Origin of the sequence: Arthrobacter ramosus (assembly GCF_039535095.1) — a bacterium.
GTDB classification, from domain to species: domain Bacteria; phylum Actinomycetota; class Actinomycetes; order Actinomycetales; family Micrococcaceae; genus Arthrobacter; species Arthrobacter ramosus.
Genome location: NZ_BAAAWN010000001.1, coordinates 4,517,212 through 4,538,504, shown reverse-complemented (window position 1 = coordinate 4,538,504; position 21,293 = coordinate 4,517,212). Strand labels below are relative to the sequence as shown.

Sequence of the window (21,293 nt, the reverse complement as noted above, 5' to 3'; positions counted from 1 at the left end):
CAGACGCTGTGCCACCAGGCGGTTGATCACTCGGCGTCTTATTCGCAAATGTCTGGTATTCCAGACAGCTTAATGTTCTGATTGGCTTTCCGATCCACTCCAGGGGGCGCACGCTTAAATACGGGATCCCGGACACCGGCCCAGGCGCCTTTGTGGCAGAAGGGGCCAGCCGGGCATTATCGTGCACTCGAAGAGGAGCCATGACCATACAGCCGTCCACTCAAGGCCGGGCCGCTTCCAAGGTCCCGGCCGCCGAGAACACCCTACGCATCCTGAAGTTGCTTGCTTCCCGGCGTGGCCCGATGGCAGCGTCCAACATCGCCACGGCGCTGGGCCTGCCACGGTCCAGTGTCTATCACCTGCTCGGCGTCATGGAGGCCAACGGCTTCGTCCTGCACCTTCATGAGGAGCAGCGCTACGGGCTGGGCATCAGTGCCTTTGAACTCAGTTCGGCGTACTCGCGGCAAGAGCCCTTGTCGCGGCTCGGCCGGCCCATGCTTGCCGCCCTTGTGGATGCGATCGGCGAGAGCGCACACTTGGCCGTCCTGCACGGCCGCGATGTGCTCTACATCGTGGAGGAGAGGGCCAAGAACCGCCCGTCCCTCGTGACCGACGTCGGGGTCCGGCTTCCCAGCCACCTCACCGCCAGCGGGCGCGCGATCCTGGCCGCACTGCCGAAATCGCAGGTCAGGGCCCTGTACCCGAATGCTGCCGCCTTTACGGCCCGGCACGAGATGGAATCGCCCATCATGAAGTACTCGGCCCTGTCCTCGCACTTGGACCAGGTCCGGCAGCGCGGCTACGCCACCGAACACGGCGAAGTCACGCCAGGCTTCGGCTCGGTGGCCGCCGCCGTCACCGACCATCTGGGATGGCCGACGGCGGCAGTCGCCGTGACATTCCTCGAGGACAAGGTGCCGGTTGAGGAATGGCCCGCACTGGCCGCCCGAATCCAGAAAACAGCGGACGAATTGTCGATCCGCATCCACGGCCGCCCCTCCTAAGCCGCTCCCGCCCAAGTAACTCGCAGTTGTTGTCGTTTTGGGCGCTTATAACGACAACAACTGCGCGGGCCCACGCCGCCAGGGTTCCCTGGCCGAGCTTGCGAGGCGAGGGTGGCGGTGGGGATCAGTTGAGTCTGGTATTCCGGACAGCACCCTCCATAAAGCCATTCCAAGAGGGTTGCGGAGGGGCTCTACTGGATACAGAAGGACTTCCACCTAGCAACCTCCAGAGACGAAGGAGTCACCATGGCACCCGCCGATTTCACTACCGGAGCCCGTCCTGTCCGGGCCGCCCGCGGCACCGAGCTGACCGCCAAGAGCTGGCAGACCGAAGCGCCGTTGCGCATGTTGATGAACAACCTGGACCCGGAGGTCGCCGAGCGCCCGGATGATCTGGTCGTGTACGGCGGCACGGGCCGGGCCGCCCGGTCCTGGGCCGCGTTCGACGCGATCACCCGGACCCTGGAGACCCTGGAGAAGGACGAAACCCTGCTGGTCCAGTCGGGCAAGCCCGTCGGGGTGTTCCGCACGAACGAATGGGCGCCGCGGGTGTTGCTGGCCAACTCGAACCTCGTGGGTGACTGGGCGACGTGGCCCGAGTTCCGCCGCCTCGAGGCCGAGGGCCTGATGATGTACGGGCAGATGACCGCCGGGTCCTGGATCTACATCGGCACCCAGGGCATCCTGCAGGGCACCTACGAGACCTTCGCCGCGGTCGGGAACAAACTCCGGGCCGAAGGCCGCCTGGCAGCCGCCGCGGAAGGTTCCGCGGAGGGGCCGTTGGCCGGGACGCTGACCCTGACCGGCGGGTGCGGGGGCATGGGCGGGGCGCAGCCTTTGGCCGTGACCCTGAACGATGGGGCCTGCCTGATCGTGGACGTGGACGAGTCCCGGCTGCGCCGCCGCGTCGGCAAACGCTACCTGGACGAGGTCGAAACCGACCTGGACGCCGCGATCGCCAAGGTCCAGGCCGCCAAGGACGAGCGCCGCGGCTGGTCCGTCGGCTATGTCGGCAACGCCGCCGAGGTGTTCCCGGAACTGCTGGCCCGCCACCGGGCCGGGGAAATCAGCATCGACGTCGTGACCGACCAGACCTCCGCGCACGACCCGTTGTCCTACCTGCCCGAGGGCATCACCGTGGCCGAGTGGCACACCGAGGCCGGAGCCGACCCGGAAGGGTTCACGAAGAAGGCCCAGGCCTCCATGGCCAAGCACGTCCAGGCCATGGTCGAGTTCCAGGACGCCGGCGCCGAGGTCTTCGACTACGGCAACTCCATCCGCGACGAAGCCCGCAAGGGCGGCTACGACCGGGCCTTCGAGTTCCCCGGCTTCGTCCCGGCCTACATCCGGCCGCTGTTCTGCGAGGGCCTGGGCCCGTTCCGCTGGGTCGCGCTTTCCGGTGACCCCGAAGACATCGCCGTGACCGACAAGGCCATCAAGGAACTCTTCCCGGAGAACACCCACCTGCACAAATGGCTCGACGCGGCACAGGAACGGGTCGAATTCGAAGGCCTCCCGGCGAGGATCTGCTGGCTGGGCTACGGCGAACGCGCCAAGGCCGGGCTGCTCTTCAACCAGCTCGTGGCCGAAGGCAAGGTCAAGGCCCCCATCGTGATCGGCCGGGACCACCTGGACTCCGGCTCCGTGGCCTCCCCCTACCGGGAAACCGAGTCCATGAAGGACGGCTCCGACGCGATCGCCGACTGGCCCCTGCTGAACGCCCTGACCGCCGCCTCCTCCGGCGCCACCTGGGTCTCCATCCACCACGGCGGCGGCGTGGGCATCGGCCGCTCCATCCACACCGGACAGGTCTCCGTCGCCGACGGCACCGAGCTCGCCGCCCGGAAACTCGAACGCCTCCTCACCAACGACCCCGGCATGGGCGTCATCCGCCACGCCGACGCCGGCTACGACCGCGCCATCGAAGTCGCCCACGAACGCGGCGTCCGCATCCCCATGGAAGAAACCCGCTAACCAGACCCGACAACCCCAACTAGCTCGCAGTTGTTGTCGTTATGGGACCCCAAAACGACATCAACTGCGAGCTAGTTGGGAAGAACGAGGAAAAATGACAACCATTACCCACGAACCGCTGACCGTCACCCTCGGCTCCAGCGGAGTCACGCCGGAGGAGGTCGTCGCCGTCGCACGCTACGACGCCAAGGTGACCATCTCCCAGGAAGCCCTGGACACGGTCGCCAAGGTCCGCGCCCACATCGACGGCCTCGCCCACAGCGAAGTTCCGGCGTACGGCGTCTCCACAGGCTTCGGTGCCCTGGCCAACCGCCACATCCCCAACGAACTCCGCACCCAGTTGCAGAAGTCGCTCATCCGCAGCCACGCCGCCGGCATGGGCCCTGCAGTGGAGCGCGAAGTGGTCCGCGGCATCATGTTCCTGCGCGCCAAGACCCTGGCCTCGGGCCGCACGGGCGTACGCCCCGTGGTCCTGCAGACCATGGTGGACGTCCTCAACGCGGGCATCACCCCCGTTGTCCGTGAATTCGGCTCCTTGGGTTGCTCGGGCGACCTCGCCCCGCTGTCCCACTGCGCCCTGGTCCTGATGGGCGAAGGCGAAGCCACCGGGCCCGACGGCGAGCTGTACGGCGCCGCCGGAAAGAAGCCGGTTGGCGAGCTCCTCGCCGTGCACGGCATCGAGCCGGTCGTCCTCGCGGAAAAGGAAGGCCTTGCCCTCGTCAACGGCACCGAAGGCATGCTCGGCATGCTCCTGATGGCCATCGCCGACCTGCACTTGCTGCTCACGACGGCGGACATCACCGCTGCGCTCAGCGTCGAGGCGCTGCTCGGCACTGACCAGGTGTTCCTGCCGGAGCTGCATGCGGCCCTGCGTCCCCACCCGGGCCAGGCCGCAAGCGCGGACAACATGCTGCGCGTGCTTTCCAACTCGCCGATCGTTGCTTCGCACCGCGTCAATGACACCAAGGTCCAGGACGCGTACTCGCTCCGCTGCGCACCCCAGGTTGCGGGCGCGGTCCGCGATACCGTGACGCACGCTGAACTCGTGGCCTCCCGCGAGTTGGCTGCAGCCATCGACAACCCCGTGGTGCTCCCGGACGGCCGCGTGTCCTCCAACGGCAACTTCCATGGTGCCCCGGTGGCCTACGTGCTGGACTTCCTGGCCATCGCCGTGGCGGACCTGTCCTCCATCGCAGAGCGCCGCACGGACCGCATGCTGGACCCGGCCCGCTCACACGGACTCCCGGCCTTCCTTGCCGACGATCCCGGCGTGGACTCGGGCCTCATGATCGCCCAGTACACCCAGGCCGGACTCGTCTCGGACAACAAGCGATTGGCCGTCCCGGCGTCGGTTGACTCCATCCCGAGCTCCGCCATGCAGGAAGACCACGTCTCCATGGGTTGGCACGCTGCCCGCAAGCTACGCAAGGCCATCGAGAACCTGCGCCGCGTCCTGGCTGTGGAACTCGTCACGAGCGCCCGTGCCCTCGACATCCGCACCAAACTGTCCGGCGGCGAACTCACTCCGGGGCCAGCTGGCACCGCCGTGATCGAGGTGCTGCGCGGCGTCGTCGACGGCCCCGGAACTGACCGTTTCCTCTCACCTGAGCTGGAAGCCGCGGACCGTCTTGTAGGCGCTGGCGACGTGCGAGCGGCCGCCGAATCCGCCGTCGGAATTCTCGCCTGACGCCGAACAAAATACTGTTCGAGTGAACAATAGGAAGCGCCCCGGAAATGTTTGGCAATACGCGCCCCGGGGCGCTTTCTGTGTAGTAGAACTTATGGGGTACGGCATGTCCACGCCGACGATGTCGTGGGCCTGCCGGGGAAAATCCGTTTACAACTGAAAACAACGAACATCCACAAAGGGGTAGAAGTTCAATGAAGGCACGCGGGACAGTCCTGTCCAGGCGAATCGCACAGTCCGCCGTCGTTTCCAACTGGGGAACGTTGAAGGTGGGGGAGCGGATCGAAGTCGTAAGGCACGCACATGTGGTCGCGGCGGGGGAGGTGCAGGAAGTCTCGGGCAGCGGCAACGTTGTCTGGCTTGAACCCGCAGGGCCTGGCGCCGACGAAGCCGCCAAACAGCTTTTCATGAAGTCCGACGGCGTGGAGCTGCGCCGGGTGTAGTGACCGTATAAAAAACCGGGGCTTGTTTCCCATTCCGCGCCTTCTTGGCGTGGTCTGGAAAACAAGCCCCGGTTTTGTTGTCCGTACCTGTTCCTAGGCTTCCTAGGCGGCGAGGACTTCGCGGGTCTGGCCGAACGGGACCGACTCGTCCAAGGCAACCGTGTAGCTTCCAGGCTCCCGGCGGGTCACCAGGATCCCGCAGCGGCCGTTGTCGGCTGCGGCTTCGATGAGCGTGCTGACAGCTTCGTCAAGTCCTGCATGGACTTCGTCGACGGACGCAAAGGACAAATGGATTTCGTTGCGTTCTATTGTTGCGGTGTTCATTTGGGGGCTCCTTCTGCAGGGTGCCGCAGGGGGGAGCGGCAATTCCTGCATAAAAAGATAGCAAAGTGTCATGGGATGTCCGGCATTTTGGGAGCTGGATCACCGGCGGACCATGGCGCGCAGCAGCTTCACGGCCACGGAGAGTGCCGCGATGTCTACCGGGCCGGGCTTGATGGCTTCCTTGATGGTGTCCTGGATGCGGGCGAGTTGTTCGATGTTTCCGCGTTCCCAATCCTCGATCCTCGCTACGGGGTCGGCGACTGCCTCGGAGGAGCGGGGAGTGTGCCGGACCACGGCCTTGGTCATGTCGGCAAGGACCAGGTACATGTCGTCACGGAGGGCTGCCCGGGCCAAGGCCTCCCAGTGGGTGTCCCGCGGCAACAGCGTGATGTGTTCCAACAGGGGGATAGCCGAGATCCGTTCGAACACGGCGAAGTAGACCTCCGCCACGTCCTCAACGGGCTCCTGCAATTCCTCGGCAATCGCGGAAATGTCCAAAAGGCCGTAGCTGACGAGGAGTTCGGAGGCTCGAAGGCCCAGTTCGTGTGGCAAGCCCACCGAATCCGAATGGGCAAGGCGCGTCAACGAGTGTTGCAGGTTGATCCCGTGCAGGAAGCGCGTGAAATTTGCCCGCATCAGCGACATGGGCCGTTCGAGCCGCGCGAAGGCGTCGGCAATGGGCTTGTCCCGGAAATCGTGGGTGACGTACCAACGGGTGGACCGGTCGAGGAGGCGGCGCATGTCCAGTGCCACGGCGCATCCGTGCTCGCGCGGGATGCTTGCCGGCACCCGGGCGATGGCTTCAGTGACCGAATCGAAATCCCAGATTCGGCGCATGACCACGAATCCACGCGCCACCGCGGCCGCCGAAACCGTGGTTTCCTCCATGGCGCGGAATGCAAACGCTATGCCGCCGAGGTTGATCATGTCGTTGGCCACCACCGTGGCGACGATTTGGCGGCGCAAGGGATGCGTGGAGAGGTCATCGCCGAACCGTTCCGAAAGTTGGCGGGGGAAATACTCGCGCAGCGTTTGCGAGAACCACGGATCGTCCGCGAGCCCGCCCTCCGTCAGTTCCCGGGCGAGCTCGATCTTGGCATAAGCCGCCAGCACAGCCAGCTCGGGCGAGGTCAGTCCGACTCCGGTCCCCACGCGGGCGTGGATTTCCTCCGTAGTCGGGAGGCATTCGAGCTGCCGGTCCAGGTCCGTGGCTGATTCGAGCCAGTCCATGGTCCGTTCGAAGCTCGGGCTCCACTCAAGGACCAGCTGTTTGTCATTGAGGAGGAGGACGTTTTGGTCAACGTTGGTTTTCAGCACGAGCCGCCCCACCTCGTCCTGGAGCGAGTGCAGGAATTTCGTTCTTTCATCCGGGGACATCTTGCCCGCGGCGATCATCCGGTCCAGGAAGATCTTGATGTTTACCTCGTGGTCTGAGCAGTCGACGCCGGCGGAATTGTCGATGGCATCGGTGTTCACGAGGATTCCGGCCAGAGCAGCCTCGATCCTGCCGCGTTGGGTGATGCCGAGATTACCGCCCTCAGCGATGATCCGGGTACGCACTTGGGCGGCGTCCACCCTGATGGCATCGTTTGACTTGTCTCCGACCTCGGCATGCGTCTCGCTGGAGGCCTTGACGTAGGTGCCGATTCCGCCGTTGTAGAGCAGGTCGACGGGGGCCATGAGGACGGCCCTGAGCAGCTCAGGCGGGCTCATCGCCGTCGTGCCCTCATCCAATCCCAAGGCGAGGCGGACCGGTTCGGTGATGCTGATTGACTTATCGGTCCGGGAGAACACCCCTCCGCCCGGACTGAGCTTCGCGGGGTTGTAGTCGGCCCAGGACGAGCGGGGTAGCTTGAAGAGCCGTTTCCGCTCGGCGAAGGAAGTGGCTGGGTCAGGGGTGGGATCCAGGAAGATGTGCCGGTGATCGAAGGCTGCCACCAGCTTGATGTGGTTCGAGAGCAGCATGCCGTTGCCGAACACATCGCCGCTCATGTCGCCGACGCCCACCACGGTGAAATCCTCGGCCCGGGAGTCGATGAGCAGTTCGCTGAAATGGTGCCGCACGGACTCCCAGGCACCTCGGGCCGTGATGCCCATCTGCTTGTGGTCATAACCCGCCGAACCGCCGGACGCGAACGCATCGCCCAGCCAGAATCCATACTCTGCGGCCAGGGAGTTGGCGATGTCGGAGAACGTGGCCGTGCCCTTGTCCGCGGCGACCACGAGGTAGTAGTCGTCGCCGTCGTGCCTCACAACGCGGGCCCGCGGAACCACGCGCTGCGGTGGAACAGTGCGTTGCGGCGGAACGATGCGGCCGTGCGAACCGCCGTCGGGTTCGGCAACCAGGTTGTCCGTGATGTCCAGTAGTCCGCGAACGAAGATCCGGTAGCTTTCCTGTCCCTCGGCCAGCCACGCCGCGCGGTCTTCGGCCGGGTCCGGGAGCTGTTTGGGGTAGAAACCTCCCTTGGCTCCGGTGGGAACGATGACGGCGTTTTTCACCGTTTGGGCTTTCACGAGTCCCAGGACTTCCGTGCGGAAGTCCTCACGACGGTCGGACCAGCGCAAGCCTCCGCGGGCAATCGGGCCGAAACGCAAGTGGACGCCTTCCACCCGCGGCGAGTAGACCCAGATTTCGAACTGTGGCCGGGGTGCCGGTGCGGCGGCGATGGAGGAAGGATTGAGCTTGAAACTCAAATACGGCTTGTTGAGGTAGAAGTTGGTGCGGAGGGTTGCCTCCACAAGGCTCGCCAGAGAACGCAACAGGCGGTCAGCGTCGAGGACGGGTACGGCGTCGATCGCTTCCGCCAGTTCCTTGCGGGCGGCGTTCGTGGCTTGTGTCCGCGAGCTGTACTTGCCGCGGTCCGTTTCGAACAGATCGCTTCCAGCCGGAATCTGCCCAGTCGGCGTCGGCTCAGCAGGCGTCGGCTCGCGCAGTTCAGGATCGAACAGATCGGGTTCGAACCGGTCCGGATCGAACTTCGCCTCGAAGAGCGAAAGCAAAGCGTGGGTTGCACGCACATTCTCACGGAGGGTATCCGCGATGAACCCGTAGGAATTGGTGCTCCCCAACTGCCGAAGGTACTTCGCATACGCGCGCAGGATGGCTGTCCGCCGCCAGTCGATCCCCTCCCGGATGACCAAGGCATCGAAGGCGTCGGACTCCGCATCTCCCCGCATCGCGGCACAGAACGAAGCGGCCAGCAGATCGCCGGTTCCCACGGGATCAACTCCGCGCGGATACACGAGGCCGAGGTCGTAAAGGAAAAAGGACCGCCCGTCGGCACGCTGCACATCGAACGGTCGCTGGTCCAGCACGCGCAGGCCCAGGTTGTGGAAGAGCGGCAAAATCTGGCTCAGGCTCTGCGGGCGGGTCAAATAGAGCCGAATCCGCGCATCCTCAGCGAGGACGGCAGTTCCCGGGCGCTTGTAGACAGTGAGCAGCGGGTCCGCGGTGTCGCCGTCGGGCGGGTCCGCTTCCGGGGGCGGGAAACTCTCGAACCGGACGACGTCCTGAACCGCGTCTTCCACCTCGTAGTCTGCTTTGTAGCTGGCCGGAAAGGCGGTGGCCCATTGCCGGGACAGCCGGGCGGCCTCGTCCGCGGGGAACCTCGCCCGCAGGGCTTCGTCCAGGCCTTCGGCCCAGGACCTTGTGGCGGCGATGATCCGCTGCTCCAGTACCGCAGGGTCGACGACGACGGGCGCCCCCTCGCGTGGCAACAGAACCCGGAAGAACACGCGGGCCATGGCGGATTCGCCCAGGCGGAGCTCGAACTCGATGGCGTCGGAGACGAAGGCCTCGCGAAGTTCGCGTTCAATGTTGAGCCGGACGGCCGTGCTGTAGCGTTGCCGCGGCAGGAAGACCAGGGCTGTCATGAAGCGGTTGTGCGAGTCCGGGCGAAGGAACAACCGTGTGCTGTGCCGTTCTTGGAGGCGCAGGATGTCCCGCGCGTGCTCCGCCAACTGCCGTGCGTCGATGTGGAAGAGTTCGTCGCGCGGATAGGCCTCCACCACCGCCAGGAGTTCCTTGCCTCGGTGTGATGCGGGCGCGTAGCCGAACGTGCGCAGCACCTCGTCCACGGTGTCCCGGATGACGGGAATCTGGAGCGCCGAGCGGGACGCCGAGCTGGGAGCGAAAAGGCCAACGAAGGTGCGCTCCCCGATTCCATCAGCCCCGCCGAGGCTGATTTCGTCGAGGTAGGCGCGCCGAAGCACCGTCGAGCGGAGCGTCGATTTGGTGAGTGTCAGGAGGGACACCGCGGACGACCCGCCTTCGGACGCGGTGACCGCCACATTCCTGAGCAGGCCGAGACCCTTCCGGCCGCGGTAGCCGAGGAAGACGAAATTCCCGTCGTCCAGCCAGCGCAGCAACTCCTGGACCTCCCGCGCCGCGGGGGCGGCTTGCGTGAGCCCGTCCAAGCCCCTGACCTCGTTGGCAAGTTCCTGATGGATGGCAGCCGCGTCTTCTGCGGCGGCCCGGACATCGTCAAGGACGGTCTGCAGCCGTTCAACGAGGTGTTCGGCACTCGTTTCGTCTGGAAGCCGGGAGATCTCGACGGCGATCCAAGCCTCCGTGAGCGGCCCGCCGTCGTCGTGGTCCATAGGGGTGACCGAGGCGGAAGGTTCGACGCCGGACGGCAGTCCCGTCCGCAGGGGACCGCGGCGGACGTCGATCAGGCGATGGGTGGCTGGATCCCGGGTGACTGTAAAAATGGGGTGGACCAGGAGCCGGATGGAGGCGTTGTCCCTGGCGATTTCCGCGGTGACCGACGGGACCAGGTAGGGCATGTCCTCGGTGACAATAGCTACGAGGCTGGCGTCGGCCTCGTTCAGGACGCCGATCACTGCTTGCCCGGGAGCCCGCCGTTCCGCCAATGAGCGGTGGTACCGCGCACGCTCCAGGAGTGCATCCGTGGTGTAGTCGCGGACATCATCATCGGCCACGTGCTCGTAGTAGTCGGTCAGGAATCGGTCCGGGGCGCCGGGGGCAGTGCCTCCCAAGGCGTGGTCCGCGGGCTCGATTCCGGGTGACATGTCGCTGCGCCTCCGCCGCGCAAGGAGCGGCCGTGCTGTAGCGGTCGGCGAAGTCCTGCGCCTGATTTCATGATGGCTGGCGCGGGGCAGGCAGTAAAGGCTTGGACTTGCCTCACTAGCCTGTGCGCCGTTGGAAGATCACTTTCGCTCTCGGCCGGTCTCGACAGGCTGTGCCTGGAGTCGGCTACGCGCGGGATGCGCGAGGATTATTCCATGACACTGGTTCATCTCAGCGGACAACTCGTGTGCCGCGACGCTGACGAGGTCGCCGTCGTCGTCCTCCACCTTGCCCGCCACGTCGCCCTGACACGCGCCGAGGCCGGCTGTATCTCATTTCACGTGACCGCCACCGACGACCCGACGGTGTGGCAGGTTGACGAGAGGTTCAGCGATGAGGCGGCCTTCAGGGCCCACCAAGACCGCGTCGCTAGAAGCGAATGGGGTCGCGCCAGCGCCGGAATAGAGCGTCGATACTCCGTAACAGGGCTCTAGAACAGAGCATCAACCCCTGCGATTCTTTGGTCCAGGATCAATCATCGACTGGCTGCCACGCGGCAGCCAGTCGATGACCGGTGTGTTCGTGAGGAGAGACAGCCGCGGCTTCGCTTTCTCCGGAGGTGTCCGTGCCGTGACTAGCCCTTGACGGCGTCCAGTTTGAGCATCTTGGCGATGACGCCGTCGAGTTCGGAGTCGTCGAAGATCTTCTTCCAGTCGTCCTTGATGATGGTGTCCTTGCCGTACTGGATGGCGATTTCGCAGGCCTCGGAGAACGGGTTCGAGCCGCGCAGGGCGTTGGTCAGGGCGATCTGCACGTGGCCGAAGAGCATGGCCTTGGCTGCTTCTTCCGGGACGCCGGCGGTGTGCACGGTTTCGTGCAGGGCTTCGTTGAGGAGGGTGCCGATCATGCAGGCCACGGTTTCCACGAGGGTGGGTTCGAGGATGGCGAGCTGCTTCACGGTGACCCAGTGGACATCGATCACGGGAGCGTAGATGGTGCGGATGGTCGCCTCGGCCGCGTCGCGGGTCGCTGCGGGGGCGTCCTCGTCGATGGCTGCGACGACGTTCTGGGGGGCGCCCTGGCCGCCGAAGGTGTCGGCCCATTCTTCCTTGGTGGTGCGCTCGAGGAACACGGACGGATGGCAGGGGTGGGCGACCGCCTGGATGACGTCGTCGCGCTTGGCCAGCAGTCCGGCGTAGGCCGCGGCCGGGTCCAGGGTGAGCAGGATCGAGCCGGGCTTCATCTGCGGGACGACGCCTTCGGAGACGATGCCGAGGACGGTGTCCGGCACGGCGAGGATCACGACGTCGGCGCCCTTGACGGCGTCGTCGGTGGCGGTGATTTCGCGGCCTTCGGCGCAGACGCGGTCCTGGCCGGCGGGGGAGTTCTCGCTGTAGGTCACCGTGTGGTTGGACTTCTGGAGGTTGGCGGAAACGCGCATCCCCATCTTGCCACCGGCTCCGACAACGGCGACGGTCAATTGTTCTGCTGACATTTCACTTGCTCCTTAGGAATTCGAGGCTTTGTTGGGTCCACTGGTTTTCGAGGCGGATGGTTTCCGACTCTGAGTCCTGCCAGGGCAGCCAGTGTTCGACGATCTGGTTGATGTTTCTTTGCGCGGGCTGGATCTTTCCGGCCATGTAGTCGTAGTCCAGGAGGCCTTCGCCGAGCGGTGCGCCGGAGTACGTGAACCCGACCCACCCCTCTTTGCGGCTGAACGCAAAGTCTTTGATGTGCATGTTCAGGACATAGGGCGCGACGGCGTCAATCACCTCGCGGGGCATCTCCAGCGCCGCGACGGTGTTGGCGGGGTCGCTGCAGATCCCCAGGTACGGGCTGTCCACCCGCCGGATGACGTCCAGGATCCGTGCCGTGGGGACCCGTTCATAGGTCTCGACGGCGATCCGCACGCCTGACGCTTCGAAGGCCGGAAGGATCCCGGTGAAGATCGCCGTGGCTTCGTCGGCGTCGGGGGTGTGGCCGGGGACGTTGAACATGGTCCGCAGCAGCTTGGCTTCGAGGGCCACAGCGATGTGCAGGAACTTGTGCAGGTGCTCCGGCCGGATGCCCTTCGTGCCGAGTTCCAGCGTGATGCCCAGGGTGTCCGCGGTGGCGCGGACGGCGGCGAGTTCGTCGTCGGACATGTGCTCCAGGGGAGCGTAGTCGCAGATCTGGAACAGCTCCACGCCCAGTCCCGCCGTGCGCCGCAGTGCTTCGTGGATGCTCAACGGTGCCGAGACGGCGTCCGAGAGCTGCCAGAAGAACGCGTAGCTGCTCAGGCCGATGGTTGAGCTCATGCTGCTGCCCCGTTTGCGGCCCTCGCCTGTGCGGATGCGGCGAGACGGGCTGCAGCCTCGTCCAGGATGGTCTTGAGCGCTTGTGGGTCGTGCGCGAAGCGGCCCAGGAACAGGCCGGCGACGGACATGTCCAGCCGGGTGATCAGTCCAGGCCCGGCGCTCCCGCCGTAAATGACCCGGCTCTCGGACTGTCCCGGCAGGCTCCGGAGGTGCTCGTCCAAACCCCGGACCACGGCGCTGATGTATTCGGGCGTCGCGGGTTCCGGTGCGCCGATGGCCCACTGTGGTTCATAGGCCACGATCGTCCGCTTGGCGAGATCGAGGCTGGATGCACGATGAAGGACCGCGTCTAGCTCCCGGGCGCAGTAGGCGACAGCCTCTGCCGCCGTGCCTTGCACGGGTTCGCCGACGCAAAGAACCGGAGTGAGTCCGTTGCGGTAGGCTGCCGCCGTCTTGAGCCCGACCACGTCATCGTCTTCGCCGAAGATGCGGCGGCGTTCGGCGTGTCCCACCTCTACGTAGGACCCGCCGAGTTCGGTGATCATGGGACCGCCAACCTCACCGGTGTACGCGCCTTCGTCTTCCCAGAAGATGTCCTGGGCTCCCGTCCCCGCCCCGGAGGGGGCAAGGACGCTTCCGGCCTCGCTGAGGACAGGGAAAGCAGGGAGGGCGAAGAGCTCGATGCTGCCGTCCTGGACGGCCGGGTGGGCTGCGGCGATATCGGCCACGGCGCGGCACCAGTCAAGCGTGCGTTCGTAGCCGAAGTACATTTTCAGGCTGACGCCGACGACCGCCTTCTCATTCGTCCCGCCACCGGCGGGTTTAGCAGGAAGTGACACCCTCGTAGTCCTTAATGAGCGTGACCTTCTCGGCGGAGGCCGAGGACTCGTCGAAGGTGTATGTGAGCCATTCCTTGGCGAGGCGGCGGGCCAGTTCCAGGCCGACGACGCGCTGGCCGAAGGTGAGGACCTGGGCGTTGTTGCTGAGGACGGCCCGTTCAACGGAGAAGCTGTCGTGTGCGGTGACGGCGCGGATGCCGGGGACCTTGTTGGCGGCGATGGCCACCCCGAGGCCTGTGCCGCACACCAGGAGTGCGCGGTCGGCCTTGCCCGCGGCGATGAGTTCGGCCGCGGCGATGGCCACGGACGGGTAGGGAGTGTGGCTGATGGCGTCCACTCCGACGTCGGTCACGGATTCGACGAGTTCACTGGACTCGAGGTCCGCCTTGAGGGCTTCCTTGTACTCGAATCCGGCGTCGTCCGATCCGATGACCAGGCGCAGTTTGGTGCTCATGCTGTCTCCTTAATGCTGTTTTCGACGGTGTTCTCCTTGAGGAGCGACTCGTAGATTGCCTGGACGATCAGCGCCATCGAGACGGCTCCGGCGTCCGGGGTGCCCAGGCTCTTCTCGGCATGCGGGCGGGCGCGGCCCATGAGCGGCAGCAGGTTCGCGGTGTCCTCGGCAGCCTGTTGGGCTGCCACGACGGCGGTACCCCACGCGTCCGTCAGGGACCGGCCGTCCTGCACGCCTTCTTTGAGAACGTCGCGGAACGGGACCAGCACATCCACCAAGGTCTTGTCGCCCACCTTGGCCTTGCCGAAGTTCATGATGGCCGCGGCGGCATCCGCCACACCGGCGGCGACAGCGCCGCCGTCGGGCGCGTTGGCGTCGCCCAAGGCGTCAGCGACGGCCCGCAGCGCCATGCCCCACAGCGCACCGGAGGTTCCGCCGGCCTTGTCGGCCCAGGCGTCCCCGGCGAAGTGCAAGGTGGTGGCCGCGCCGGCTCCGCGTGCGACGGCGTCTGCCGCGGCTTCCACGGCGGCGCGGACCCCGCGTTCCATGCCGATGCCGTGGTCGCCGTCGCCGGCGATCGCATCGATCCTGCCGAGTTCGTCGGCGTTGGCGCCTACGACGTCTTTGGCGGCGCCAAGTGCGGCGAGGACGCGGACGGCGGCCGCGCGGGACTCGGCCGTGGCGGCAGGGATGGAACGTTCGACGTCGGCCAGCTCGCCGTCGTCGAACGCCAGCGCCTGGGCTGTAATCGCGCCGCGACGGAAGGCGGGGGCGTCGGCCGGCGCGAGCCAGAGATGTTCGAGTTCCTCGTCCAGCCAGAACAGGGTCAGGGAGGTGCCTGCCATGTCGAAGCTGGTCACGAGCTCGCCCACCTGGGGATCCACGACGTCGAGTCCGGCTTCTGCGAGGAGCTGCGCCACGCGGCGGTACACCACGAACAGTTCCTCGTACTTCACGCTGCCCAAGCCGTTGAGGATGGGGACGACGCGGGAACGGCGGATCTCGACGCCTTCGGGAACCTCGGCGAGGAGCTTGGTGACCATCAGCTCGGCGAGCTGATCCGCCGTCGGGATGTCCGTTTCGCCGATGCCCGGTTCGCCGTGGATTCCCATGCCGACGGCCATCCGGCCCTCGGGGACGGTGAAGAGCGGCTGCTCCGCACCGGGAAGCGTGCATCCGGTGAACGCGACGCCGAAGGAGCGGGTGCGGTGGTTGGCGCGTTCGGCGATCTGCACGACGTCGTCAAGGGTGTAACCCGCTTCGGACGCGGCAGCGGCCACCTTGAAGACGGTCAGGTCCCCGGCGATACCCCTGCGCTTGGCTCGTTCCGACGGTGGGGCGGAGGAGATGTCATCCGTGACGGCGATGCTGCGGCAGTCGATTCCCTCCTTGCGGAGTTTCTCCTGGGCCTTGGTGAAGTGCAGGACGTCGCCGGCGTAGTTGCCGTAGCCCAAAAGGATGCCTCCGCCGTTGTCCGCAGCCTTGGCCACGTTGTAGATCTGCTGCGCGGACGGCGAGGCGAAGAGGTTGCCCATCGCGGCGCCGTGTGCCAGGCCCTGGCCGACGAGTCCCCCGAAAGCCGGGTAGTGGCCTGAGCCGCCGCCGATCACCAGTGCTACCGTGCCGGGAGTGCTCCGGGTGTTGCGGGCGACGCCGCCGGAGACGCGCCGTACCCAGCGGCCGTGCGATGCGACGAAACCTTCGATCATCTCGTCAGCGAAGGCTGCGGGTTCATTGAACAAGCGGGTCATGCGGAACTCCTGGACCAAATAGCGAGGATTGGGGTGGTGCCGGATGGCGGGACTGGGGGCGTGATGCCTGGCGACCCAACTAACTGACAGTTGTTGTCGTTCTGAGCCCCCAAAACGACAACAACTGCGAGCTAGTTGGGCAGGCCGGGGTTAGGGCTCTGCGTGGTGGCCGGCGACTGCGGGGTCAAGCGTCTCTGCGGGGATGCCGTCGCTGGCTTTTCCCCGGCGGCTGAGGACAACCATGAGGATCGAGGACAGGAGCATGAAGCCACCGACCACGAACATGGGCACCACGTAGCTTCCGGTCCAGTCCTTGAGCCAGCCCGTGATGTAGCCAGCGCTGAAGCCGGCCAGGTTGCCGACCGTGTTGATCAGCGCAATCCCGGCTGCGGCCGCTGCTCCGGTGAGGAACTGCGTGGGCACCGTCCAGAAGTTCGGCAGTGCCGCGAAGATCGACATGGCGGTGATGGTGATGACGGCGATTGTCGCGGCCGGGGATCCTGCGAACAGTGCCAACGGGATGCTGACGGCGCCGGTCAGCGCGGGGAGGGCAATGTGCCAGGTCTTGACGCCGCGCTTGGTGGCGTCCCTGGACCAGAAGTACAGGGCGACGGCGGCAGGCAGGTACGGGATGGCCGTGATGAGGCCTTGCTGGAAGACGTCGAATTTCGTGCCGAACTGGGACTCGAAGCCCTTGATGATGGTCGGCAGGAAGAAGCCGAGGGCGTAGAGGCCGTAAATGAAGCCGAAGTAGATCAGGGAAAGCATCCAAACGCGGCCATTGCCGAACACGGTGCGGACGCTGACGTGCTTGTTGCTGGCCGCCGTCGTTTCCTTTTCCTTTGCGAGAGCACCGGTCAGCCAGGTTTTTTCCTCGGACGTCAGCCACTTGGCCTTGGCGGGGGAGTCGGCCAGATAGAACCAGGAGATGACACCGATGGCGATCGCCGGGATGGCGACACCGAAGAACATGAACCGCCAGCCTTCAAGGCCGAAGAACACGCCGTGCTGCTGGATCAACGCGCCGGCCAGCGGAGCGCCGATCACCGTGGTCAACGGCTGTGCCAAGTAGAAGAGGGCCAGGATCTTGCTGCGGTGCTTTGCGGGAACCCAGAGGCTCAGGAAGAGAATGGCGCCAGGGAAGAATCCGGCCTCGGCCACACCCAGGATGAAACGCAGGATGTAGAGATGGTCCACGTTGCCCACCCAGGTGAACGCAAGGGACACAATGCCCCAGCTGACCATAATGCGGGCCAACCAGCGGCGTGCGCCGAACTTGTGCAAAGCAAGGTTGCTAGGGATCTCCAGCAGGATGTAGCCGATGAAGAAGACTCCGGACGCGAAGCCGAACTGCGCTGCGGAGAGCGCCAGGTCCTTGTTCATGCCGTTGGGGCCGGCGAACGAGATGGCCGTCCGGTCCAGGTAATTGATGAAGAACATCAAGGCGACGAACGGCACCAGCCGGATCGCGACCTTCTTGATGGCCGATCTTTCGACCACCGATTGTGTGGTGTCCACATTGACTCCTAGAGGTTGCCGGAGCGCGTTGTCCTTCTGCGGACCAGGCGGCTCGGGTTTTCTTAGTGCCGATCCGTGGACTTCGATGCCTCAGGACCGAGCTAAGCGTGTGATAAAAACCATAAGCCTTCCAGCGCAAATTGGTCAACCGGTTGACTGATCGTAATTTTCGGACGCCGGGCTCGCATGGCGGCTGGACCGTGGGTGCGGGCCGTGGGCTGCGTTCCGGAACCCAGCCCACGGCCCGCACCCACGAATTCGTGGGCCTGCGCTGCGGTAGAAATTGGTCATCCGGTTGCTACGCTGTGAAGATGTCAGCGAATTCCGCCGCCGCAGCGGCCCAGATGACGGCAGCCCTTGCCCCCATGGAGCACGGCTCCGTCGTCTCCGAGGTTGCGGAGAGGCTGCTCGCGTATTTCACGAGCGGCGACATTGCGGCGGGGACGCGCCTCCCGGCGGAGCGGCAACTGGCGGCGTCGCTCGGCGTCGGGCGTTCGGCGGTTCGTGAGGCGTTGGCCGCGCTGGAAATCCTCGGCATCGTCATAGTCCGGCCGGGATCCGGAACGTACTTGCGCGACGGCGTCTCCGAATTGCTGCCCCGCACCCTCAGCTGGGGGCTCATGCTGGGCGAGCCACGCACGCGCGAACTCGTTGAACTGCGCAGTGGCCTGGAGGTCCAGGCGGTTCAATTGGCCGCGGCCCGCATTACCGACGAGGCCTTGGAGCGCATGCGAACCAACCTCGACGCGATGGAGGCCGGCTTGGACAACCTTGCGGTCTTCGTCGAGGCCGACGCCGCATTCCATAAGGAAATCGCGTCCGCTTCAGGAAACCAGGTCCTGCAGGAACTCCTGCAGAGCATTAGGTCGCTCTTGCGGATCTGGGTGGACCGGGCGCTGACGGATGAGGGCCATGCCGCCGCCGCGCTCGCCGAGCATCGCGCGATCTTCAAGGCCCTCGAGTCCCGGGATGCCGCGTTGGTGACAGAGGCTATGGTCTCGCACATGGGCACGGCGTCTCGCCGCCTGCTCGCGGGCTACGACGCGGTCCAGTAGCTTCGGCGCCCGCGCAGGGCCGTTTTCGCCCAGTGCAACACATGAGACGTAGTGGCGGGATTCGAACCCGCGTGCGCTGCTTTGCAGGCAGCTCCCTGGCCTCTCGGGTACACCACGTGCATCGAGGTTAGGCAGGCGGCGGCGTGCGAACCAATAATGGTTTCGAAGCCTTTCGCCGGGTTTCGCGGCGTTGCGTCAAGTGACCTCCCGCGACGAGGACCGCCGGGCCTGCATTCTCAAATATTGGTCAACCGGTTGACTCGTCGCATGGCCCGCGTCACAATTGATTCCGGTTACGCTAACTTCCGTCCCCGCTGCAAAGGCCTGCTGTGATCAATGACGAAAACCACGCCAGGCTGTTCGCCCCATCGGAAACGATGGACGCCGCAGCTTGGCGAGCCGAGCTGCGCAACGACGAACTCTCGGACATCACGTTCAACGGCATACCGGTACTTCGGGCCGTTCGCGCAGTGGTCCGCGACCACGATTGGCGCACCCTCGTGCCCACAGTCAGCCGGGTGGCGCAACACGCCCGCGACGGCGGTGTCAGGCTCCAGCTCGGCATCGACTTCGCCGGGTTCGGCACCAGCTACACAGGCGAGCTCGCCGTTCACCTCATGCAGGACAGCGTCAAAGTGACGTTCGACGGCGTCGCTCCCGCAGCCTTCCGCAGCCTTCCGCAGCAACCGGATCGGACTCGTGGTGCTGCACCGCCCCGACGACGCCGGCCGCGCGGTGAGCATCGGCAGCCCCGGCGGCGCTAGTACGCCGTCGTTCTTCCCCATGGACATCAGCCCTCACCAACCCTTCATGGACGTTTCTTCCATGGCATGGGAGCGCGACGGAACACGATTCAGGCTCGACTTCCACGGCGACGTCTTCGAGACCGAAGACCAGCGGAATTGGACGGACGCTTCCTTCAAGACGTACAGCACGCCGCTTTCGAAACCGTTTCCGGTTGATGTTTCCGCCGGCGATCGGGTCCACCAGTCGGTGCTCCTGACGGCGATGCCCGGGCCTGTGGCGCCGTCTGTTCGGCAGTCAGAAGGCGTGCTCGCAGTGCTCGACGGCGGCGCAGCCCGGGTGCCTGGGCTTTCCGTTTCGGCTACCCCCGTCTCGGCAACCTCGGCTTCGGCGACAACATCCAAGACCCGTCCCGAGCCTATCCCCGGCTTGGACGCGCTGCTTCTGGAGCTGGCGCCCGGGCCGGACGCGGAACACATACTCCGGCTCGCGACGGCAGAAGCCGCAGATCTGGGCGTTCCGCTGGATGTGCGCCTGTCGGTCGACTCGTCGGATCGCATCGGGGGGCTCCTGGACCTCCTGCCGTTGGACAACGTGGTCCGGCTCGCGGTGTTCGACGCTTTCAGCCACGTCACGGAGCCAAAGCTCTGGGATGAACTCAGGGACGAGGCTCGGCGGCGAGACTTTACGGGCACACTGCTTTCAGGCGCGCGGTCGCACTTCACCGAGCTGAACCGGAATGCGGAACGCCTCCCGGCGGACGCCGACGCCGTGTCTTTCAGCATCACGCCGCAAATGCACGCGACCGAGGTGCCGCACGTCGTCGAGACCCTGCCTATGCAGCGTCTTGTCGCGCTCAATGCCCTTCGTATCGGCTCGGGACGGCCGCTGCACCTCGGGCCGGTGACCCTGAAGGCGCGGTTCAACGCCGTCGCCACCGAGGGCGACGACGCGGCAGCCGAAGCCATGGCCACGGACCCGCTCCAGCCCGAGGCATTCACGGCCGCCTGGCTGTTGGGCAGTATCGCAGCCCTCAGCTTTCCCGGCGTCGAATCAGTCAGCTATTTCGAGGCAGCAGGATCGCGCGGCATTCGCGGACCCGGCGGCTTCACGCCCGCGGGCGAGCTGCTGGCCGCCGTCGCCGCCTTGCGCGGCTGCGAGGTCCTTGACGTGGCGGGCGGGGTGCCCGGCGTCGTGCTGTATCCCGTGCGCGGCGGCGGCACAACGGTCCTGTTTGCCGCTAACCTCACTGCCAAGCCGCTGAGCGTCGTCGTCCGGCTGCCGGGCGGCGACAGTACCAACCTTGAATTCGAGCCGTGGACTGCTGTTGTCCCCCGCGTGGACTGAACTGAAAGAGGACCCACAATGAGTAAACGACTAGACGGCAAGACCGCACTTGTCACAGGAGCAGGCTCCGGCATCGGGCTGGCCGTGGCCCAGCGCTTCGTTGCCGAGGGCGCCCGCGTGTACTTCGCCGACATCAATCTGGAAGCCGCCGAGAAGGCTGCTGCTGTCACGGGATCGGTCCTAGCCCGGGCCGTGCGCATGGATATCTCGGACGAAGCCAGCGTGAGTGCGGCTTACGCCGCCGTGGCGGAAGGCGGAGCGCTGGACGTCGTCGTGGCCAATGCCGGGGTGCAGCTGTTCGGGCAGGACGCCCGCGTTGGCGAGCTGGATCTGGAGGTTTGGGAGAAGACCGTGTCCATCAATCAGCGCGGAGCCTTCCTCACACTCAAACACGCAGTCCGTGCCATGGAAGGTCGCGGCGGCTCGATCATCTGCACTGGAAGCCCTACGGCGGTGGTGGCCTGTGGGCAGACCTTCACCGCGTACACGAGTTCAAAAGCCGGGGTGCATGGCCTTGCGCGGGTGGTGGCCGCCGACTATGCCGCCGAAGGAATCCGAGTGAATACGGTTGTTCCCGGGTACACCGAGACCCCGCTGGTGCAGACGATCGCGGACGATCCAGTGAGTCGTGCCGGGCTGGTGGACTCCACGATGCTCGGCCGGCCCGGAACCGCGGCCGACGTCGAGGGCATCATGGTGTTCCTCGCCAGCGACGATTCCGCGTACGCCACGGGCGGGCTGTTCACCGTGGACGGCGGCCTGACGGCGCTGTGACGCAGGGCGCTTGCTTACCCCAAGTAACTCGCAGTTGTTGTCGTTTTGAGGCC

The 21,293-nt window shown here is 65.7% G+C and carries 17 protein-coding genes and 1 tRNA gene; 9 read left to right on the top strand and 9 right to left on the bottom strand.

All coding sequences use genetic code 11. The annotated features are described in order from the left end of the window. Window positions 1–200 precede the first annotated feature (200 nt). The 4 genes from ABD742_RS20890 (at window position 201) to ABD742_RS20875 (ending at window position 5,108) form a co-directional block, all read left to right on the top strand. Window positions 201–1,004 (top strand): IclR family transcriptional regulator, encoded by an 804-nt coding sequence (locus tag ABD742_RS20890; RefSeq protein ID WP_234753996.1) that lies wholly within the window; start codon window positions 201–203, stop codon window positions 1,002–1,004. Between the two features lie 246 nt (window positions 1,005–1,250). Further along, on the top strand, window positions 1,251–2,978 hold the full coding sequence (locus ABD742_RS20885) for a urocanate hydratase (protein WP_344788906.1): 1,728 nt from the start codon (window positions 1,251–1,253) through the stop codon (window positions 2,976–2,978). A gap of 94 nt (window positions 2,979–3,072) precedes the next feature. After that, complete coding sequence (hutH, locus tag ABD742_RS20880; protein WP_234752815.1) at window positions 3,073–4,665, top strand: histidine ammonia-lyase; 1,593 nt, start codon at window positions 3,073–3,075, stop codon at window positions 4,663–4,665. A gap of 194 nt (window positions 4,666–4,859) precedes the next feature. Beyond that, a complete protein-coding gene (locus ABD742_RS20875) occupies window positions 4,860–5,108 on the top strand; it encodes a hypothetical protein (RefSeq protein ID WP_059388455.1) in 249 nt (82 codons plus the stop codon). 102 nt (window positions 5,109–5,210) lie between these two features. Here the strand turns inward: ABD742_RS20875 and ABD742_RS20870 are convergent, their stop codons facing one another. Further along, complete coding sequence (locus tag ABD742_RS20870) at window positions 5,211–5,432, bottom strand: hypothetical protein (RefSeq protein WP_234752813.1); 222 nt, start codon at window positions 5,430–5,432, stop codon at window positions 5,211–5,213. A gap of 99 nt (window positions 5,433–5,531) precedes the next feature. After that, window positions 5,532–10,463: an NAD-glutamate dehydrogenase gene (locus tag ABD742_RS20865; RefSeq protein ID WP_234752811.1), complete on the bottom strand. Its 4,932-nt coding sequence runs from the start codon at window positions 10,461–10,463 to the stop codon at window positions 5,532–5,534. 213 nt (window positions 10,464–10,676) lie between these two features. Between ABD742_RS20865 and ABD742_RS20860 the strand changes: the two genes are divergently transcribed. Beyond that, entirely contained in the window at window positions 10,677–10,955 is a 279-nt protein-coding gene (locus ABD742_RS20860; RefSeq protein ID WP_234752809.1) for a putative quinol monooxygenase, read from the top strand. 140 nt (window positions 10,956–11,095) lie between these two features. Here the strand turns inward: ABD742_RS20860 and ABD742_RS20855 are convergent, their stop codons facing one another. The 6 genes from ABD742_RS20855 to ABD742_RS20830 all read right to left on the bottom strand — a co-directional run bounded on the left by ABD742_RS20855 (window position 11,096) and on the right by ABD742_RS20830 (window position 17,320). Further along, on the bottom strand, window positions 11,096–11,956 hold the full coding sequence (locus ABD742_RS20855; protein WP_234752808.1) for a phosphogluconate dehydrogenase C-terminal domain-containing protein: 861 nt from the start codon (window positions 11,954–11,956) through the stop codon (window positions 11,096–11,098). 1 nt (window position 11,957) lies between these two features. Next, window positions 11,958–12,758, bottom strand: a complete 801-nt coding sequence (locus ABD742_RS20850) for a sugar phosphate isomerase/epimerase family protein (RefSeq protein ID WP_234752807.1) — start codon at window positions 12,756–12,758, stop codon at window positions 11,958–11,960. Next, the gene (locus ABD742_RS20845; RefSeq protein ID WP_234752806.1) at window positions 12,755–13,597 is read right to left on the bottom strand and encodes a triose-phosphate isomerase family protein; all 843 of its coding nucleotides are present in this window, start codon (window positions 13,595–13,597) and stop codon (window positions 12,755–12,757) included. The genes ABD742_RS20850 and ABD742_RS20845 overlap by 4 nt, the downstream gene beginning before the upstream one ends. Beyond that, entirely contained in the window at window positions 13,581–14,051 is a 471-nt protein-coding gene (locus ABD742_RS20840) for a ribose-5-phosphate isomerase (protein WP_234752804.1), read from the bottom strand. The genes ABD742_RS20845 and ABD742_RS20840 overlap by 17 nt, the downstream gene beginning before the upstream one ends. Further along, complete coding sequence (locus ABD742_RS20835) at window positions 14,048–15,802, bottom strand: dihydroxyacetone kinase family protein (protein ID WP_234752803.1); 1,755 nt, start codon at window positions 15,800–15,802, stop codon at window positions 14,048–14,050. The genes ABD742_RS20840 and ABD742_RS20835 overlap by 4 nt, the downstream gene beginning before the upstream one ends. 150 nt (window positions 15,803–15,952) lie before the next feature. Continuing rightward, window positions 15,953–17,320 carry an MFS transporter gene (locus ABD742_RS20830; protein ID WP_234752801.1) on the bottom strand — a complete coding sequence of 456 codons (1,368 nt, stop codon included), beginning with the start codon at window positions 17,318–17,320 and terminating at the stop codon, window positions 15,953–15,955. A 311-nt stretch (window positions 17,321–17,631) separates the two neighbouring features. Here ABD742_RS20830 and ABD742_RS20825 point away from each other — a divergent pair, with 311 nt between their 5' ends. After that, entirely contained in the window at window positions 17,632–18,375 is a 744-nt protein-coding gene (locus ABD742_RS20825) for a FadR/GntR family transcriptional regulator (protein WP_234752799.1), read from the top strand. Between the two features lie 46 nt (window positions 18,376–18,421). Here the strand turns inward: ABD742_RS20825 and ABD742_RS20820 are convergent. Further along, window positions 18,422–18,492, bottom strand: a tRNA-Cys gene (locus ABD742_RS20820). A 212-nt stretch (window positions 18,493–18,704) separates the two neighbouring features. Between ABD742_RS20820 and ABD742_RS20815 the strand changes: the two genes are divergently transcribed. Genes ABD742_RS20815 through ABD742_RS20805 form a run of 3 tightly spaced genes read left to right on the top strand, consistent with a single transcriptional unit; the run spans window position 18,705 to window position 21,240 of the window. Further along, window positions 18,705–19,139, top strand: a complete 435-nt coding sequence (locus ABD742_RS20815; RefSeq protein WP_234752797.1) for a D-apionate lactonase family protein — start codon at window positions 18,705–18,707, stop codon at window positions 19,137–19,139. Then, on the top strand, window positions 19,075–20,466 hold the full coding sequence (locus ABD742_RS20810) for a D-apionate lactonase family protein (protein ID WP_234752795.1): 1,392 nt from the start codon (window positions 19,075–19,077) through the stop codon (window positions 20,464–20,466). The genes ABD742_RS20815 and ABD742_RS20810 overlap by 65 nt, the downstream gene beginning before the upstream one ends. An 18-nt stretch (window positions 20,467–20,484) precedes the next feature. Beyond that, the gene (locus ABD742_RS20805; RefSeq protein ID WP_234752793.1) at window positions 20,485–21,240 is read left to right on the top strand and encodes an SDR family NAD(P)-dependent oxidoreductase; all 756 of its coding nucleotides are present in this window, start codon (window positions 20,485–20,487) and stop codon (window positions 21,238–21,240) included. Window positions 21,241–21,293: the final 53 nt, after the last annotated feature.

Coding starts and splice junctions, on each gene's coding strand:
- ABD742_RS20890 (WP_234753996.1), top strand. CDS start 201: ATGACCATACAGCCGTCCACTCAAGGCCGGGCCGCTTCCAAGGTCCCG.
- ABD742_RS20885 (WP_344788906.1), top strand. CDS start 1,251: ATGGCACCCGCCGATTTCACTACCGGAGCCCGTCCTGTCCGGGCCGCC.
- hutH (WP_234752815.1), top strand. CDS start 3,073: ATGACAACCATTACCCACGAACCGCTGACCGTCACCCTCGGCTCCAGC.
- ABD742_RS20875 (WP_059388455.1), top strand. CDS start 4,860: ATGAAGGCACGCGGGACAGTCCTGTCCAGGCGAATCGCACAGTCCGCC.
- ABD742_RS20870 (WP_234752813.1), bottom strand. CDS start 5,432: ATGAACACCGCAACAATAGAACGCAACGAAATCCATTTGTCCTTTGCG.
- ABD742_RS20865 (WP_234752811.1), bottom strand. CDS start 10,463: ATGTCACCCGGAATCGAGCCCGCGGACCACGCCTTGGGAGGCACTGCC.
- ABD742_RS20860 (WP_234752809.1), top strand. CDS start 10,677: ATGACACTGGTTCATCTCAGCGGACAACTCGTGTGCCGCGACGCTGAC.
- ABD742_RS20855 (WP_234752808.1), bottom strand. CDS start 11,956: ATGTCAGCAGAACAATTGACCGTCGCCGTTGTCGGAGCCGGTGGCAAG.
- ABD742_RS20850 (WP_234752807.1), bottom strand. CDS start 12,758: ATGAGCTCAACCATCGGCCTGAGCAGCTACGCGTTCTTCTGGCAGCTC.
- ABD742_RS20840 (WP_234752804.1), bottom strand. CDS start 14,051: ATGAGCACCAAACTGCGCCTGGTCATCGGATCGGACGACGCCGGATTC.
- ABD742_RS20835 (WP_234752803.1), bottom strand. CDS start 15,802: ATGACCCGCTTGTTCAATGAACCCGCAGCCTTCGCTGACGAGATGATC.
- ABD742_RS20825 (WP_234752799.1), top strand. CDS start 17,632: ATGTCAGCGAATTCCGCCGCCGCAGCGGCCCAGATGACGGCAGCCCTT.
- ABD742_RS20805 (WP_234752793.1), top strand. CDS start 20,485: ATGAGTAAACGACTAGACGGCAAGACCGCACTTGTCACAGGAGCAGGC.